Consider the following 15,763-nt stretch of genomic DNA (forward strand, 5'->3'; position numbering starts at 1 on the left):
CAATGCAGCACGCTACTTCGGCGGCGGCGGCGCCAGGACCTCGCGATTGCCGTTGTGCTGCGGCGCGCTGACCACTCCATCCTGTTCCATCTGTTCGATCAGCCGCGCGGCGCGGTTGTAGCCGATCCGCAGGTGGCGCTGCACGCCGGAAATCGAGGCGCGACGGGTCTGGGTGACCACCGCCACGGCCTTGTCATACAGCTGCGCGTCGGCGTCGCCGCCTTCCTCGCCGTCCAGTGGCAGGCCGGAATCATTGATGAACTTGCCATCGGCGGTGGCTTGCACCTCTTCCAGCACGCCCTCGATGTACTGCGGCGCACCCTGCGCCTTGAGCCAGGCAACCACGCCATGCACCTCGTGGTCGTCCACGAAGGCGCCGTGCACGCGCTCGGGCGTGGCGGTGCCGGGCGGCAGGTAGAGCATGTCGCCGTGACCCAGCAGCGCTTCGGCGCCGGACTGGTCGAGGATCGTGCGCGAGTCGATCTTGCTGGATACCTGGAACGCGATGCGGGTCGGGATGTTGGCCTTGATCAGGCCGGTGATCACGTCCACCGACGGGCGCTGCGTGGCCAGCACCAGGTGCACGCCGGCGGCGCGCGCCTTCTGCGCCAGGCGGGCGATCAGCTCCTCCACCTTCTTGCCGACGATCATCATCATGTCGGCGAATTCGTCGATGATGATGACGATGTAGGGCAGCGGCTCCAGCGGCTCGGCCGCCAGGTTGGGCATCTCGGGATTGGGCCGGAACAGCGGGTCGAGCAGCGGCTGGCCGGCCGCCTCGGCGTCCTTGACCTTCTTGTTGAAGCCGCCCAGGTTGCGCACGCCTACTGCGGCCATCAGCTTGTAGCGGCGCTCCATTTCGGCCACGCACCAGCGCAGGGCGTTGGCCGCTTCCTTCATGTCGGTCACTACCGGCGCGAGCAGGTGCGGGATGCCCTCGTAGACCGAGAGCTCCAGCATCTTCGGGTCGATCATGATCATGCGCACGTCTTTCGGGCTCGCCTTGTAGAGCAGCGAGAGCACCATCGCGTTGACCGCGACGGACTTGCCCGAACCGGTGGTGCCGGCGACCAGCAGATGCGGCATCTTGGCAAGATCCGTGACCACCGGCTTGCCGCCGATGTCCTTGCCCAGTGCCAGCGCCAGCGGCGACTTCATCTGGTCGTACTTGTCCGATCGCAGGATCTCGGACAGGTAGACGATCTGCTTGCGGGTGTTGGGGATTTCCAGTCCGATCACGTTCTTGCCCGGGATCACGTCGACCACGCGCACGCTCACCACCGAGAGGCCGCGGGCGATGTCCTTGTCCAGGCTGGACACCTGCGATCCGCGTACGCCGGCGGCGGGTTCCAGTTCGAAGCGGGTGATCACCGGGCCTGGATAGACGCCGACGACCTTCGCTTCAATGCGGAAGTCCTTGAGCTTCAGCTCGACCTGGCGCGAGAGCACTTCGAGCGTCTCCTCGGAATAGCCCGGGCCCTGCTCCGGCGCCTCGTCCAGCAGCGACAGCGGCGGCAGCTCGCCGGGCTGGGAAGCGCCCACGAACAGCGGAATCTGCGTTTCGAGTTTCGCGCGTTCGCTCTTGGCCACGGGCGCGGGCGGCGTTTCGATCCGCACCGGCTCGCGCTTGGCCTGCTTGACCGCCTCGGCCTTCTTGACCACGTCACGCTCGGCGCGCGCCTGCTGCGCCTTGGCCACTTCCGGCGCCTGCCTGAGCTTGCCGCGCAGCCAGCCGAAGGCGGCCAGCGTGCCCTGCCCGGTCCAGTCCATCACCTTGAACCAGGACAGTCCGGTGGCCAGCGTCACCGCGATCAGGAACAGGGCGAGCAGCAGGAGCGGCGCACCCTTTTCACCGAAGGCCTGCAACAGCCCGACGCCGACCCACTGCCCGATGATGCCGCCGACGCCTTGCGGCAGCACCGGCTCGTCGTGGAAGTTCAGGTACATCAGCGCGGGCGCGGTAATGAAAAAGAACACGAAGCCGATCAGCCGCAGCGAGGACTCCCACGGATGCTCCGCCTCCTCGCCGCGCTGGCGCAGCACCTGCACGCCCAGCAGCAGGAGCAGCAGCGGAAAGCAGTAGGAGACCCAGCCGAAGATGTAGCGCAGCAGGTTGGCGATGTTGGCGCCAACGGCGCCGCCGAAATTGCGCGCGTGATCGACGGTGCCAACGTGGCCCCAGCTGGGATCCTGGTCGTTGTAGCTGGCCAGGCAGACCAGCAGGTAGATGGCCAGCGGCAGCAGCAACAGCGCGCCGGCTTCGCGCAGGCGGCGCTTGGCTTCCTCGCTGAGGCCGGGCGATTCGGGTGCCTTCTTTACGTTTGCTGCGCTTCGCGCCACCAAAGTGGATTCCCCTCGAGACTTCGCCCCCAAGTCTACACAGGGCACGGAGGGGGTAGTAGCTTGATTTTTCTGGAAAGGCGCAGGTTTCGGGAAGCTCGCCTCTCCGTCGGGAGAGGGCCGGGGCGAGGGTGCGGGTAGCGCGCGACGTCGCGCCCCACCCGAACCCTCACCGCCTGTCGACGCACCCTCTCCCGGAGGCTTCAGGCGTCCAGGCTCAGACCACGCCCTGCAACGCCGGGTGCACCAGCTTGCCGCCGTCGACGTTGATGCCGCCGGCCAGCGGGGCATGCTCGCGCCACTGGTTGCCGGCCGCCAGGCGCTGCACGTAAGGCAGGATCGCGGCGGAGATCGCCACCGACGAGGTCTGCGGCACGGCGCCCGGCATGTTGGTCACGCAGAAGTGCGTCACGCCGTGGACGTCGTAGGTCGGCTCCTTCCAGGTGGTCGGCTTGGAGGTCTCGAAGCAGCCGCCCTGGTCGATCGAGATGTCGACCAGCACCGAGCCCTTCTCCATGGTCTTGACCATGTCCTCGGTGACCACGCGCGGGGCCTTGGCGCTGGGGATCAGCACCGCGCCGACGACCAGGTCGGCATCGCGCACTTCCTGCGCCACCGACGACTCGTAGGCGTACAGCGCGGTCACGTTCGGGCCCATCGCCATCATCTCGGCCAGGCGGTCCTGGCGCTTGTCGAACACCACCACGTTGGCGCCCGCGGCGGCAGCCAGCGCGGCGGCGTTGCCACCGGCGGCGCCGGCGCCCAGCACGACGACCTTGCCGCGCGGGGTGGAGGCCATGCCGCCCAGCAGCTTGCCCTTGCCGCCCTGCGGGCGGTGCAGCAGCGTGGTGCCGATCTGCGTGGCGATGCGGCCGGCGATCACCGACATCGGCAGCAGCAGCGGCAGGCCGCCGTTCTCCTCCACCGACTCGAACGCCACACCGGTCAGGCCGATGTCCAGCAGCGACCGGGTCAGCGCCGGCTCGGCGGCCAGGTGCAGGTAGCAGAACAGCAGGTGGTGCTTCTTGAGCAGGGCCAGGTCACCGGCGATCGGCTCCTTGACCTTGACGATCAGCTCGCCCTTCTCGTACAGCGCAGCGGCGTCGGGAACGACGGTGATGCCTTCCTTGGTGTAGGCCTCGTCGGAAAAGCCGCTCTTCTCGCCGGCACCGGCCTGGATGAACACCTCGTGGCCGCGGCGGACCAGGTCGGCGGCGGCGGCAGGGACGAGGGCGACGCGCCCTTCGAGGGTCTTGGTTTCGGAAGGAATACCGATACGCATGGCAGTTAGCAATCCTGTGGGGTTGGGCCGGCGCAAACGCGTCGACGGGTGGGAAACCGGAAGCGGAAAGCCTTGAATCGCCCGTCGCCCTTCCCCATCCTTGCGGGTTCCAGGCGCCAGGCCCTGCGGCGCGGCAGTATCCGCGTCGCACCCGGTGCAGGCAAAGAACGATCAAAGCCGCCAGCAAACCCAAGGATTATAACGATGACCACCCCCAAGCACAGCCGCCTGCTGATCCTCGGCTCGGGCCCCGCCGGCTACACCGCTGCGGTGTACGCCGCGCGCGCCAACCTCAAGCCGACGCTGATCACCGGCCTGCAGCAGGGCGGCCAGTTGATGACCACCACGGAAGTGGACAACTGGCCGGGTGACGTCGAGGGCCTGCAGGGCCCGGCACTGATGCAGCGCATGGCCGAGCATGCCGAGCGGTTCCACACCGAGATGGTCTTCGACCACATCCACCAGGTGGATCTCAGCCAGCGCCCGTTCCGTCTGAAGGGCGACTCGGGCGAGTACACCGCCGATGCGCTGATCATCGCCACCGGCGCCACCGCCAAGTACCTGGGGATCGCCAGCGAGGAGAAGTTCAAGGGCCGTGGCGTCTCGGCCTGCGCCACCTGCGATGGTTTCTTCTTCCGCGAGCAGGACGTCGTCGTGGTCGGCGGCGGCAACACCGCCGTTGAGGAAGCGCTTTACCTGGCCAACATTGCGCGCAAGGTCACCCTGGTGCATCGCCGCGACAAGTTGCGCGCCGAGAAGATCATGCAGGACAAGCTGTTCGAGAAGGCCGCCGCCGGCAAGATCGAACTGGTGTGGAACAGCACCATCGACGAGGTGCTGGGCGACCAGTCGGGCGTAACCGGCGTGCGCGTCAAGGACGTCAATTCCGGCGCCACCCGCGATATCGAGGCGACCGGTTTCTTTGTCGCCATCGGCCATACCCCCAATACCGGCATTTTCGAGGGCCAGCTGGAAATGCATGACGGGTATATCAAGATCCGCAGCGGCACCAGCGGCATGGCCACGGCCACGTCGGTGCCGGGCGTGTTTGCCGCCGGCGACGTGGCCGATCATGTCTATCGCCAGGCGATCACCTCGGCTGGCTTCGGTTGCATGGCCGCCCTGGACGCCGAGCGCTGGCTGGACCAGCAGCATTTGCTGGGCTGAGTCGCAGGGCGGGCGTCATCCTGCCGTTGGCGCGCGGGGCGGGCCGAAGCCCGTCCCGCATCCGTGCGGCGATCGGGAAACAAAAAAAGCCCCATGCGCGAGCATGGGGCTTTTCCTTTCATCAAAACGCGAGGAGTGCGATCAGGCCGCCACTTCCACGCCCGAAGCCTGGGCGCCCTTCGGGCCCTGGGTGACTTCGAACTTCACGCGCTGGCCTTCCTGAAGGCTGCGGAAACCCTTGGAGTTGATGGCCGAGAAATGGACGAACACGTCCTCCCCACCGTCCTCAGGCGCGATGAAGCCAAAGCCCTTGGCATCGTTGAACCACTTGACCGTACCGAAACGCATTGCGTGAACCTCTGACTAGGACTGGATGCACCAAGGCTTGAGCTGGACCGCCGTTTCCCCTTGGTCAGCCGCCCCTGGCACGGGCAAAAGTATCAGCATGTTTATGGTCAAAGCGCAATATGCGGGATTAATTTTTTACACCCTGCCCTATCCGGCCTTTCCCGAACACCGGGGTAATCGGACCCTTTAGTGTCCTCGAGAGGAAAAGCTAATTAGGACAGCATCGCTTTCAGCAGCACCGGGACCTGTGCCGTGGCGGCGGCCAGGTGGGCAAAGATCTCCTCGATACTGATTTCCTCCTCATCCCCGCAACCGGCGGCGAAATTGGCCACGAGCGCCAGGCAGGCGTACTGCAGATCCAGCTCCCGCGCCAGGGCGGCTTCCGGCATCCCGGTCATGCCCACCAGGTCGCATCCGTCCCGCTTCATCCGGGCAATTTCGGCCCGGGTCTCCAGCCGCGGCCCCTGCGTCGCGCCGTAGCAGCCGCCGTCGACCACCGCGACACCCGCCCTGCCCGCCGCGTCCAGCAGCGCCCGCCGCAGCGAGCCGGTATAGGGCTCGCTGAAGTCGATGTGCTTCACCTCCGCCCCCTCGACGTCGCAGAAGCTGGTGGCACGGCCGTGGGTGTAGTCGATCAGCTGGTCGGGTACCACCAGCACGCGCGGCCCCATGTCGGCGCGGATGCCGCCGACCGCGTTGACGCCGATCACCCGCCTCACACCCAGCGCGTTCAGCGCCCACAGGTTGGCGCGGTAATTGACCCGGTGCGGTGCCAGCGTGTGGCTTTCGCCGTGGCGCGCCAGGAAGGCCAGTCGCTTGCCGGCGAAATCGCCCAGCACCACTTCACCCGAAGCCGGGCCGTAGGGCGTTTCCAGCGCGCGCCGGCTGACGTTCTCCAGGCCGGGGAACTGGTAAAGGCCGCTGCCGCCGATGACGGCCAGGTCGATGGTCGGTTCGGTCATGCCTGGCTCCCGGCTCACTCGGACTTCAGGGCGTAGATGGCGGGCAGGTTGCGGCCCTGCTCGTAGTAGTCCATGCCGTAGCCGAACACATAGCGGTCGGGCAGCTCCACGCCGTTGAAGTCCGGGGCGATGCCGGCCACGCAACGGTCGTGCAGCTTGCGGCAGAGGCTGGCGATCAGCACGCGCTTCGCGCCCCGTTTCATGCAGTCGTCGCGGACGGCCTTGAGGGTGTGGCCTTCGTCCAGGATGTCGTCGACCAGCAGCACCGTGCGACCGGCCAGCGCCGCCTGCGGTTCGCGCAGCCAGCACAGGTCGCTGCCGGCGGTGGCGCCGCGGTAGCGGGTGGCGTGCACGTAGTCGAACTCCAGGTCCGTGCGGATCGAAAGCGCGAGCTGGCCGGCGAACATCAGCGCCCCGTTCATCACGGTCAGGAACACCGCCCGCTCGCCATCCAGGGCGACATCGATACGCCGGCCGAGGTCGGCGATCACGGTTTCCAGTTCTTCGCGCTCGAACAGCACCTCGGCGTTGGCCAGCGCCTGCGCCAGCGGGGGAAGCGGAGTGGTCATGCGTTTCCTTCGGGTTCGTGCAGCGCGGTGATGCGTGCGATGAAACGGTCGCGCTGCGGGTTGTCCAGGAGGCCCTCCCAGGTCGCACCGACGGCGCCTCGCAGCGGCGCGAGGCGTTCCATGGCGTCGGCAGGCATGGGTGGCAGTGCGGCGATCGCCTCTTCCACCACTTCCGGGAAGCAGGCCAGCACCAGGTCGCAGCCGGCGGCCAGATGCGCTTTCACCCGCGCGCCCACGCCTCCGGCGGCGCCGGCCGCGGCCATGCTGATGTCGTCGCTGATGACGACGCCGGCGAATCCCAGTTCGCCACGCAGCACGTCCTCGATCCATACGGGCGAGAAGCCGGCCGGACGGTTGTCGACCGCCGGATAGATCACGTGCGCCATCATCACCGCCTCGGCGTGCGCCTCGATGGCTTCGGTGAACGGGCGCAGATCGGCCTCGCGGATGGCCTCCAGCGGACGCGGGTCGATGGCCTGCGCCTTGTGCGTATCGGCGGCCACCGAACCGTGGCCGGGAAAATGCTTGAGCACCGCCGCCATGCCGCCCAGGTGCATGCCGCGCACGTAGGCCTGGGCCAGCTCGCCGGCGATCGCCGGATCGTCGTGGAAGGCACGCGGTCCGATCGCGGCGCTGCCGCGAGCCAGGTCCACCACCGGAGCGAAGCTGAAGTCCAGGCCGCAGGCGCGCAGTTCGCTCGCCATTACCCAGGCGTGCTCCTCGGCCAGGCGCACGGCCTCGTGCGGGTCGCGCGCATACATCGCGCCGATTCTCGACAACGCCGGCAGACGGGTGAAACCGTCGCGGAAGCGCTGTACCGGACCGCCCTCCTGGTCGACCGCGATCAGCAGCTGCTCGCCGCCGGCGTCGCGGATCGACTCGGCCAACGCCATCAACTGTTCGCGGTTGGCGTAGTTGCGCGCGAACAGGATCACCCCGGCGACGCCGGGGGCGACCAGCCAGTCGCGCTCGCGCGGTTCCAGTTCCAGCCCGGCCAGGCCGATCAGCAGCATGCCTGCTCTCCTTCGGTTCGTCCGCCGTCGGCTGCGGCGCGCTCGATCTGGGTCCAGCGCGCAAACGGATGCGCGATCAGGTTGACGTTGTAGTAGCGCGCCAGCGCGCTGACCTCCCGACCCAGCCATGGCGGGCGCGGAAACGGGGCGTCGGCGGCGGGAAGTTCCACCTCGGCGACCACCAGGCCGGCGTTGTCGCCCAGAAATTCGTCGACCTCGAACACGGTCCCGTCGACCTCGACGTAGTGCCGGATCTTTTCCAGCACACCGTCGCAAAGCGAGTCCAGCACCGTTTCGGCATCGCCAAGCGGCATCGGGTATTCGAATTCGGCGCGCTCGATGCCCAGGGTGGCGCTCTTGATGTTGAGCCACGCCCGCTCGCCTGCGCGGCGCACCCGCACCGAGGCGCGCGCCAGGCCCTCGTGCAGCGCCTTGGCGCCGACCAGGTAGCCCTGCGCCATCCGCTCGCTGCGCACCACGGCCTGGCGCCAGCGTTCGTCGGCCAACAGGAATTTGCGTTCGATCTCGGTGGCCATGGCCGGATTTACCAAATGAACGGGAAGCATAGCGTGGTCGATCGTGATCGCCGCGCCTGAAGGCGTTCCTCGCCCCCGGTTGGAAGCGGGGCCTCGTGCCGGCAGCTTCAGCGGCGCTCGAACAGCGCGATCGACTCCACGTGCGCGGTGTGCGGGAACATGTCCATCACGCCGGCAGCGGTGAGCTCGAAGCCGTGGCGGTGCACCAGCAGGCCGGCGTCGCGAGCCAGCGAAGCCGGGTGGCAGGAGACGTAGACGATGCGGTCGGTGCCCTTGCGCGGCAGGTACTCCAGCACCTGCTCGGCGCCGGCGCGGGGTGGATCGAGCAGGATCTTGCCCCACGTGGCACGCGCCCAGGCGCTGCCGCGCTGGTCCTCGAACAGGTTGGCGGCGTGGAACCGCGCGTTGGCGATGCCATTGCGGGCGGCGTTGGCGCCCGCACGCTCGACCAGTCCGTGCTCGCCCTCCACGCCGGCGACCTCGGCCACGCGGCGTGCGAGCGGCAGGGTGAAGTTGCCCAGGCCGCAGAACAGGTCGAGCACGCGATCGGTCGGCCGCGGGTCGAGCAGCTCCATCGTCCTTGCCAGCATGCGCCGGTTCATGCCGGCGTTGACCTGCACGAAGTCCAGCGGCTGGAATTCCAGTTCCACGTCGGCCATGCCCTCGCCCGCTGGCAGCCGGAAGCTCAGCCGCGGCTGCTCGGGCCACAGCGGGTGCACGCTGCTGACGCCGCCCGGCTGCAGGTAGATCGCAAGGCCATGCGCCTGGCCGAAGGCGACCAGCGCCTGGCTGTCACGCTCGCTCAGGGGCTTCAGGTGACGAAACACCAGTGCGACGGTCTCGTCGCCGGCGGCGAACTCGATCTGCGGGATGTCGTTGGCCGCGTCCATCCCGCCGATCAGCCCGGCCAGCAGGCCGATCCTGTCGCCGATGGCCGGATGGACGACGTCGCAGTGGCTGATGTCGGCCACGAAGCGCGGGTTGGACTCCTCGCGGAACCCGACCAGCACGCGGCCCTTCTTGGCCACCGCGCGCACCGACAGGCGGCCCTTGCGGCGATAGCCCCAGGGCGCATCGGCGAGCGGCTCCAGCCAGCGCCCGGGCTCGACCTTGCCGATCCGCGCGAAGTTGTCCGACAGCACGCGCTGCTTGGCCTGGATCTGCGCGGGAGCGTCCAGATGCTGCAGCGAGCAACCGCCACACTGGCCGAAGTGCGCACAGCGTGGCTCCACGCGGTGCGGGGAGCGCTCCAGCACTTCGATCGTCTCGGCTTCGTCGAAGTTGCGGTGGCGCTTGCGGATGCCGAGGCGGACCTGCTCGCCCAGCAATGCGCCGCTGACGAATACGGTCTTGCCGTCGATGCGGGCGACGCCGCGGCCGTCGTGGGCCAAATCGGTGATGGTGGCTTCGAATTCTTTCATGGCACTCGCAAAACGCCTGCGCCCGGATCGGCGACCCGGGCGCAGCGGTCAAACAGGAGAACGAGGGGCGCGGCTTACTTGCGCTTCCAGGCGCCCGAAGCGTCCTGATAATACCAGCCGGCGTGGGCGCGCTCGATCCAACCCTTGGCGAAGGTCGCGCGGATCCGCGGCTCCCATTCCGGATGGCCGTTGGCGCGGGCGATCTCGCGGTAAAGCGCGTTACGGTCGCTGTTCTCGTCGGCTACCGCGGCCGTCGCCTGCGCGCGCTGGCTGAGCGGGATCTTGCCCGCATCATGCACGGCTACCAGCCCGTCGTTCGTGAATCCGACCGCCCCTGAATCGAGCAGGCCCTGGAGGATGTTCTGGAAGCGCGCCTGCATGCGGCCGCGGATCGCCTCGGTGGCCGGCGTCTGCACGCGGATGTCGGGATTGTCGGCGGCATGGGCGGCCGGCACCAGCAGATCAAGCAGCATGGCCGAAGGCTGGCCCGGTTCCTGCGGCGGCGTGGGCTTGGCCTCCTTCGCCGGCGCGTTCCCCTGGTCGATCACGGTGCCGATGAAGCGATCGGCGGCCTTCTGCGCGGCGGCCTCGGGGAAGTACACGTTTATCGTGACGCAACCGACCAGCGCCACCATCGCGGTGGTCAGCAGGGTGTAGACGAGCTTGCGCATGATGGGCTCCTGGGGTTGGGGACGTCAGCGGATCTGCGGGCCGCCGCCTTCGGTGGCCGCCTTCAGCCGGCTCACCAGGGTTGGCCAGTCGACCTCGTGCTGGTGGCCGATGACCTGGAGGCGCGGCAGGCCGCTGCCCTCGACGATAGTGTAACCGTCGCCGGTACTCTCCAGTCCGCTCATGTGGCAGACCGTGCCGACCAGCGTGCAGTTGAGGCCGATGCGCGCGTAGCCGAACGTCTTGAAGAGCTTGAGCACCGCCCCCTGCAGGCCGGCGGCGATACCACCGCCGCCGACCGCGGTCAGGTTGTTCACCGCGCGCTGGCTGATCCGGCCACCCTCGTCGGCAAGCAATCGCGCCTCGAACGCGACCGGCTTCCAGTCGACCAAGCGCAGGTTGCGGATGCTGCCGTGCAGTGGACCGGTGATACCGCCGAAGTCGAACACGCTGGTGATCGAACCGAGGTCCAGCTGGCGGAAGCCGACGTCCGCGGCCAGAACCGGACTGGGGCCGAACGGCTGCGTCAGCGCGAGCTGGGTGATGTCGACGAACCCGTTGAACACGTTGACCGACAGTCCGCCGGCCAGCTCCACCGTGTCGTCCACCCAGCGCAGCGAGGGGATCGCGCCACCCAGCGTGCCGGGGAATTGCGGCCAGCCCATCGCCTTGCTGAAGGCCGCCATGTCCACGCCGGTAACGGCCAGCGAGGTTTCCAGCCGCTGTCCCCGCGCCGCGGCCGGGCGCCAGTCGAGCTCGCCCACGCGCACCGTTCCGCCGAGCAACGCCAGCGCCAGCGGCTGGGCCAGCCCGAGCGTGCCGCCCCGGCTGCGCCACTGGGCACGTCCCGGCCCGAACGGCAGGCGATACAGGCGCAGCGCGCGCCAGCCGAGGCTGGTGGTCGGACGGTCGGCGTTCGCGGACCAGTCCAGACCACCGTTCAGGTCGTCGATCGCCAACCGGCCGTCGGCGGTCGCCATATCGAGGTGATCGGCGGTGAAGGCGAAGCCGCGCGGTCCCTCCCCGCGCAGGTCCAGGTTACCGCTCAAGGCGCCGGTCAGCCGCACCTGGTGCAGGCCCAGCGTATCCAGCCAGGCGGCGCCGTAGCGGTCGTACGCCGCCGGGAACCGGGCCTGGAAGCGCTCCAGGCGCAGCTTGTCCAGCTTGCCACCGGCGTCGAAGGCCAGGGCGCCGTCCAGTTGCAGCGCATCGGGATCGTTGACGCGCAGACGGTTGATTGCCAGTGCGCCGCCCTGGCCGATCGCTGACACGTTCAGCTGGACCGGGTGCTCCGGCAGCTTTGCGTAGATCGGGCCGAGCAGCAGCTCGCCGCCGCGCAGGGTGGCATCCACGGTGAAGCGGGCCGGGCCGCCCTGCGTATCGACGCCCAGCCGGCCGCTGCCGTCGACGCCCTGCCCCGCCAGCGTGCCGGCGGGAGTATCGAACCCGACGCCATCGAGGTTGAACTCGCCGGAGGACTGGATGCCGTTGTCGTGGACGTCCAGCGCCAGCTCGGCATCCAGCGTCCCGCCGGTGGGCCGGCCCGACCATACCGTACCGAGCAGGCCGGCCAGCCATTGTGCCGGCAGGTTCTCCAGCGTGATCTGCGCGTGGCTGGTCTGGTCCAGCGGAACCCACGCGCTGGCGGTCGCCTTGGCCTGGGCGATATCCGCCTGCAGCGTATTGGCGCGCTCGTCGATGACCAGGCGCAGGTCCGAGTGGCCCAGCGCGCCGCCGGGCGCGCCGCGCAGGGCGACCGTGCCGTCCAGCAGCCAGCGCATCTGCGGGTCGCGCGACAGGACGCCTTCCAGGTCCAGTCCGACCCGGCGCCAGCCCATGGCCGCGATGTCGGCGCGCGCGGCGTGGAGCTTGAGCGCGAGCCGGCCCGTGCCGTCCTCGCCGATATGCACACTGACCTGTTGCAGCCGCACGCCCGGCACTGCGACTACCCTGGCGGTCAGGTCGACATCCGCCCGGGCGGGCCTCGCCCACACGGCGACGAGGAGCAGACCCAGGCACAGCAGCAGGCGGTGGGAGGGAGGGAGCATGTGCCATCATTCTGCCAAAGCCAGCTGAACGACATGGATTTCGTCAATGAGCACAGCCGCCTTTCTGGGCCAACCGCCGCCCGTCAACCTTCCGCTGCCCTACGTGCTGGTGGCCGACGACGATCCGGCGAGCCGGCGGTTCCTGGGCGACGGCCTGCGCGCGTTGGGGGCCCGGGTGCACGAGTGCGCCGACGGGCAGATCGCGCTGGCCCGCGCCGCCATCGAAACCTTCGACCTGCTTGTGCTGGATTGCCGCATGCCCGGCGCCGGTGCCCGTGAAGTGCTGGCTGCGTTGCGCGCCGATGCACAGGCCCGCTCGGCCGATGCGCCTGCCGTGGCGACCAGCGCCGAGGTAACGGGCGAAGATCGCCAGCAGTTGCTGGCCGCCGGCTTCAGCGACGTGCTGGCCAAGCCCTGCGAACTGGATGCGCTGCGCCCCCTGGTTGCTCTCGCCCGCAACAGCGGCCGCCATGCGCCCCTGCTGGACGACGCGGCCGGTCTGGTCAGCAGCGGCGATGCGGGCACCATGCAGGCGCTGCGCGGTCTGCTGCGCGAGGAACTGGCAACGCTGCTGCGGGAGCTGGAGGGCTATCACGGCGAGCCTTCACGGCTGGTCGAACGGCTGCACCGGTTGCGTTCGGCCTGTGGTTTCTGCGGTACGGCCGCATTGGCGCTGCAGGCGGGCCACCTTCAGCGCCAGGTGGAGGCCGATGGCTGCGTGGCCGACGGTGCGCACGAGAGGTTCCGGCAAGCACTCATCGCGACACTCCAGGTGCTGGAGCGCCGGACGCCGGGCTGAGCAGACCCTGTCGTGCACGGCTCCATGCTCACCGCCCGAAGCACCGCGAACGGGGGCCCAGCCTGCGGCGCATGCCTTTCCGCTCAGCCGGGCTGGCGGCGACTCAAGGCGGTGGCCAGCACCCGCCAGGCGTGCAGCTCCCCGCCTCCCAGGTGGAAGCGGATGACCTCGCGCATGAGGCGGCGCAAGGCCGCCAGACCCGCGGCATCCGGGCACCGGTCCGCGGCGAGTGCCAGCAGGTCGGCGCCGCGGATTGCCCGCGGCGCACCGGCCGGGCAGGCCACCGGACCATGCTCGACCTGGTAGCGATACCAGCCTTCGGCCACCACCGGCTCACCGCTGTCGGCGCCGGTATCCAGCTGCAGGGCGTAACCGATGGCCGTGAGCAGGTCGCGTTCGAAGCGGCGCAGTTGCCAGGCCAGCGCCCCCCCGGTCCCGGCAAGGCGCGGCAGCGTGCGTGCATAGGCCTCGAACAGATCGGGCGACGGGTCCTGGCGGACGGTCAGGCGAACCACCAGCTCGTTGAGATAGAGCCCGGCCAGGCCGGCATCGCCGGTCAGCCGCAGCGGTGCGCCGACCGGTTCGGCACCGCGCAAAGTGGCCAGTTCCCCGCGTAGCAGCAGACCCAGCGCCAGCGGCTGGAAGGGTTCCAGCTGCGCACGCTGCAACCGCGCCCGCTCGCGACGCACGCCACGGGCGACCACGCCCAGCCGGCCGTGGTCGCGGGTGAGACATTCGAGCAGCAGCGACGTCTCCCGGTACGGCCGGGCATGCAGGACGTAGGCGGGCTGCTGGTCAAGAAGCATGGGAGGGCCGTGATTGCGGGATTCGGGCTCTGGAGTTCTAGGATCGCAGAAACCCCTCGCCGGGGTTTCGGATCGGGCGCGCGAAGGGCTGACGCAGCCTAGGCTGCCAGCGCGCCGAATCCCGAATCCCCTAATCCGTATACCCCAGCTTCTTGAGCATCGCCTCGTCGTCTACCCAGCCCTCGCGCACCTTCACCCACAGCTTGAGGAAGACCTTGCGCTCGAACAGCCGTTCCATGTGGCGCCGGGCAGCGCTGCCGATGGCCTTGAGCTGGGCGCCACCCTGCCCGATCACGATCGCCTTCTGGCCATCGCGCTCCACCCAGATCACGGCATGGATTTCGGCGACACCGTCGTCGCGATCCTTGAACTGTTCGATCTCCACCGTGGTGGCGTATGGCAGCTCCTGGTCGAGTCGCAGCATGAGCTGCTCGCGCACCATTTCGGCGGCGAGGAAGCGTTCGCTGCGATCGGTGATCTCGTCCTCGCCAAACACCGGCGGGCGCACCGGGAGGCGCTCGAGGATCGCGCGTTCCAGGTCCTTCAGGCCCTGCTGCTTGAGCGCACTGACGTAATGGATCTCCCCGAACTGGTGCTTTGCGCTCAACTCGGCCACGAAGGGCAGCAGCGCGCCCTTGTCCCTGGCAAGGTCGACCTTGTTGATCGCCAGCAGGCGCGGCACGTTCTGCTCGACCAGCGCGGCGTACAGCGCCTCGTCCTCGTCGGTCCAGCGGCCGGCCTCGATCAACTGCACGGCCAGGTCCACCTCGGCCATCGCGGTGCGGGCGGCGCGGTTGAGGCTGCGGTTCATCGCACGCTTGGCACCCCGGTGCAGGCCGGGCGTGTCCACGTACATCACCTGCCCCGCCTCGCTGGTGGCGATGCCCAGGATGCGGTGTCGGGTCGTCTGCGGACGCGGGCTGACGATCGACAGGCGAAAACCGATCAGCGCGTTGAGCAGGGTCGACTTGCCCACGTTCGGGCGCCCCACCAGCGCCACGGCGCCACAGCGATAGTTTTCGTGCGGCAGGTCGCCGGTGGATACGGTTTCGTCGTTCATGGCAGAAGGTGTTCCGGCGGACAGAGGGCAGAGCATGGCGCCGCCGCGCCAACGGCGCCAGCGACGGGAAAAGAAGGGTTCAGGCGGGCGGCAGTGGTTCGGTCAGCTGCCCGAGCACGATCTCGGCCGCGTCCTGTTCGGCGGCCCGGCGGCTGGGGCCGCTTGCGGCGGCGCGCAGCGGCGCCGGTTCGGCGATGCTGCAGGTCACCTCGAAGACCTTGGCGTGGTCCTCGCCGTGGCTGCCGGCCAGTTCGTAGACCGGCAGCGGCAGACCCCGCGCCTGCAACCATTCCTGCAGGCGGGTCTTGGCGTCCTTGGACGACCTGGGCAGGTCGGCCACGCGCTGCGCAAAAAGCGCGCGGACGGTATCGCGGCAGGCGTCGAAGCCGCCGTCGAGATACACCGCCGCGACCAACGCCTCGAACGCATCGGCCAGGATCGAATCGCGACGGAATCCGCCACTCTTCAGCTCGCCCGAACCAAGTTTCAGTCCCTCGCCCAGTTCCAGTTCGCGCGCAACCACCGCCAGTGCCAGGCCGTTGACCAGCTGCGCCCGCAACCGCGAAAGCTCGCCCTCGCTGGCGCGTGGATGCGCCTCGAAAAGCATTTCCCCGACCACGGCCCCGAGCAGCGCATCACCCAGGAACTCCATCCTCTCGTTGTTCGGCCGCCCCGCGCTGCGGTGGGTCAAGGCCAGCTCGGCCAGCGAGGGGTCGCGGAAACGGTAATCCAGCTTCACGGGC

Annotated in this window: 15 protein-coding genes; 2 read left to right on the forward strand and 13 right to left on the reverse strand. The window is 68.9% G+C overall.

What is annotated here, in order from left to right:
- Positions 1–12 precede the first annotated feature (12 nt).
- Positions 13–2,340 carry a DNA translocase FtsK gene (locus LQ771_RS07875; protein WP_425491333.1) on the reverse strand — a complete coding sequence of 776 codons (2,328 nt, stop codon included), beginning with the start codon at positions 2,338–2,340 and terminating at the stop codon, positions 13–15.
- Between the two features lie 217 nt (positions 2,341–2,557).
- Complete coding sequence (gene ald / locus LQ771_RS07880) at positions 2,558–3,622, reverse strand: alanine dehydrogenase (RefSeq protein WP_231351793.1); 1,065 nt, start codon at positions 3,620–3,622, stop codon at positions 2,558–2,560.
- Positions 3,623–3,826: 204 nt separating this feature from the next.
- On the opposite strand from ald, the gene trxB reads away from it, so the two are divergent.
- Positions 3,827–4,789 (forward strand): thioredoxin-disulfide reductase, encoded by a 963-nt coding sequence (trxB, locus tag LQ771_RS07885; RefSeq protein WP_231351794.1) that lies wholly within the window; start codon positions 3,827–3,829, stop codon positions 4,787–4,789.
- A 141-nt stretch (positions 4,790–4,930) separates the two neighbouring features.
- Here the strand turns inward: trxB and LQ771_RS07890 are convergent, their stop codons facing one another.
- The 8 genes from LQ771_RS07890 to LQ771_RS07925 form a co-directional block, all read right to left on the reverse strand.
- The gene (locus LQ771_RS07890; RefSeq protein ID WP_090053863.1) at positions 4,931–5,137 is read right to left on the reverse strand and encodes a cold-shock protein; all 207 of its coding nucleotides are present in this window, start codon (positions 5,135–5,137) and stop codon (positions 4,931–4,933) included.
- Positions 5,138–5,349: 212 nt separating this feature from the next.
- On the reverse strand, positions 5,350–6,099 hold the full coding sequence (locus tag LQ771_RS07895) for an S-methyl-5'-thioinosine phosphorylase (RefSeq protein ID WP_231351795.1): 750 nt from the start codon (positions 6,097–6,099) through the stop codon (positions 5,350–5,352).
- A 14-nt stretch (positions 6,100–6,113) separates the two neighbouring features.
- Positions 6,114–6,668: a hypoxanthine-guanine phosphoribosyltransferase gene (locus LQ771_RS07900; RefSeq protein WP_231351796.1), complete on the reverse strand. Its 555-nt coding sequence runs from the start codon at positions 6,666–6,668 to the stop codon at positions 6,114–6,116.
- Positions 6,665–7,681 carry a beta-N-acetylhexosaminidase gene (gene nagZ, locus LQ771_RS07905; protein WP_231351797.1) on the reverse strand — a complete coding sequence of 339 codons (1,017 nt, stop codon included), beginning with the start codon at positions 7,679–7,681 and terminating at the stop codon, positions 6,665–6,667. Before nagZ ends, LQ771_RS07900 begins: the two co-directional genes overlap by 4 nt.
- Positions 7,672–8,217, reverse strand: a complete 546-nt coding sequence (locus tag LQ771_RS07910; protein ID WP_231351798.1) for a CYTH domain-containing protein — start codon at positions 8,215–8,217, stop codon at positions 7,672–7,674. Before LQ771_RS07910 ends, nagZ begins: the two co-directional genes overlap by 10 nt.
- 107 nt (positions 8,218–8,324) lie before the next feature.
- The gene (gene rlmD / locus LQ771_RS07915) at positions 8,325–9,638 is read right to left on the reverse strand and encodes a 23S rRNA (uracil(1939)-C(5))-methyltransferase RlmD (RefSeq protein WP_231351799.1); all 1,314 of its coding nucleotides are present in this window, start codon (positions 9,636–9,638) and stop codon (positions 8,325–8,327) included.
- A 74-nt stretch (positions 9,639–9,712) separates the two neighbouring features.
- Entirely contained in the window at positions 9,713–10,309 is a 597-nt protein-coding gene (locus LQ771_RS07920; RefSeq protein ID WP_231351800.1) for a YdbL family probable chaperone protein, read from the reverse strand.
- Between the two features lie 24 nt (positions 10,310–10,333).
- On the reverse strand, positions 10,334–12,355 hold the full coding sequence (locus LQ771_RS07925) for an AsmA family protein (protein WP_231351801.1): 2,022 nt from the start codon (positions 12,353–12,355) through the stop codon (positions 10,334–10,336).
- Positions 12,356–12,401: 46 nt separating this feature from the next.
- Here LQ771_RS07925 and LQ771_RS07930 point away from each other — a divergent pair, with 46 nt between their 5' ends.
- Complete coding sequence (locus LQ771_RS07930) at positions 12,402–13,154, forward strand: response regulator (RefSeq protein WP_231351802.1); 753 nt, start codon at positions 12,402–12,404, stop codon at positions 13,152–13,154.
- 83 nt (positions 13,155–13,237) lie between these two features.
- On the opposite strand, the gene recO is transcribed toward LQ771_RS07930, so the two are convergent.
- From recO to rnc, 3 genes are all read right to left on the reverse strand, one after another.
- Positions 13,238–13,960, reverse strand: coding sequence for a DNA repair protein RecO (gene recO / locus LQ771_RS07935; protein ID WP_231351803.1), 723 nt, complete (start codon positions 13,958–13,960; stop codon positions 13,238–13,240).
- 130 nt (positions 13,961–14,090) lie between these two features.
- A complete protein-coding gene (era, locus tag LQ771_RS07940; RefSeq protein ID WP_231351804.1) occupies positions 14,091–15,020 on the reverse strand; it encodes a GTPase Era in 930 nt (309 codons plus the stop codon).
- A gap of 79 nt (positions 15,021–15,099) precedes the next feature.
- A complete protein-coding gene (rnc, locus tag LQ771_RS07945; RefSeq protein WP_231351805.1) occupies positions 15,100–15,759 on the reverse strand; it encodes a ribonuclease III in 660 nt (219 codons plus the stop codon).
- Positions 15,760–15,763 lie beyond the last annotated feature (4 nt).

The sequence above is a fragment of the Frateuria soli genome (genome assembly GCF_021117385.1).
GTDB classification, from domain to species: domain Bacteria; phylum Pseudomonadota; class Gammaproteobacteria; order Xanthomonadales; family Rhodanobacteraceae; genus Frateuria_A; species Frateuria_A soli.

Bases quoted from the DNA above. Each gene is read 5' to 3' on its own strand.
- nagZ (WP_231351797.1), bottom strand. From the start codon at position 7,681: ATGCTGCTGATCGGCCTGGCCGGGCTGGAACTGGAACCGCGCGAGCGC.
- trxB (WP_231351794.1), top strand. From the start codon at position 3,827: ATGACCACCCCCAAGCACAGCCGCCTGCTGATCCTCGGCTCGGGCCCC.
- LQ771_RS07895 (WP_231351795.1), bottom strand. From the start codon at position 6,099: ATGACCGAACCGACCATCGACCTGGCCGTCATCGGCGGCAGCGGCCTT.
- era (WP_231351804.1), bottom strand. From the start codon at position 15,020: ATGAACGACGAAACCGTATCCACCGGCGACCTGCCGCACGAAAACTAT.
- LQ771_RS07910 (WP_231351798.1), bottom strand. From the start codon at position 8,217: ATGGCCACCGAGATCGAACGCAAATTCCTGTTGGCCGACGAACGCTGG.
- LQ771_RS07900 (WP_231351796.1), bottom strand. From the start codon at position 6,668: ATGACCACTCCGCTTCCCCCGCTGGCGCAGGCGCTGGCCAACGCCGAG.
- LQ771_RS07925 (WP_231351801.1), bottom strand. From the start codon at position 12,355: ATGCTCCCTCCCTCCCACCGCCTGCTGCTGTGCCTGGGTCTGCTCCTC.
- ald (WP_231351793.1), bottom strand. From the start codon at position 3,622: ATGCGTATCGGTATTCCTTCCGAAACCAAGACCCTCGAAGGGCGCGTC.
- rlmD (WP_231351799.1), bottom strand. From the start codon at position 9,638: ATGAAAGAATTCGAAGCCACCATCACCGATTTGGCCCACGACGGCCGC.
- LQ771_RS07920 (WP_231351800.1), bottom strand. From the start codon at position 10,309: ATGCGCAAGCTCGTCTACACCCTGCTGACCACCGCGATGGTGGCGCTG.
- LQ771_RS07930 (WP_231351802.1), top strand. From the start codon at position 12,402: ATGAGCACAGCCGCCTTTCTGGGCCAACCGCCGCCCGTCAACCTTCCG.
- recO (WP_231351803.1), bottom strand. From the start codon at position 13,960: ATGCTTCTTGACCAGCAGCCCGCCTACGTCCTGCATGCCCGGCCGTAC.
- LQ771_RS07890 (WP_090053863.1), bottom strand. From the start codon at position 5,137: ATGCGTTTCGGTACGGTCAAGTGGTTCAACGATGCCAAGGGCTTTGGC.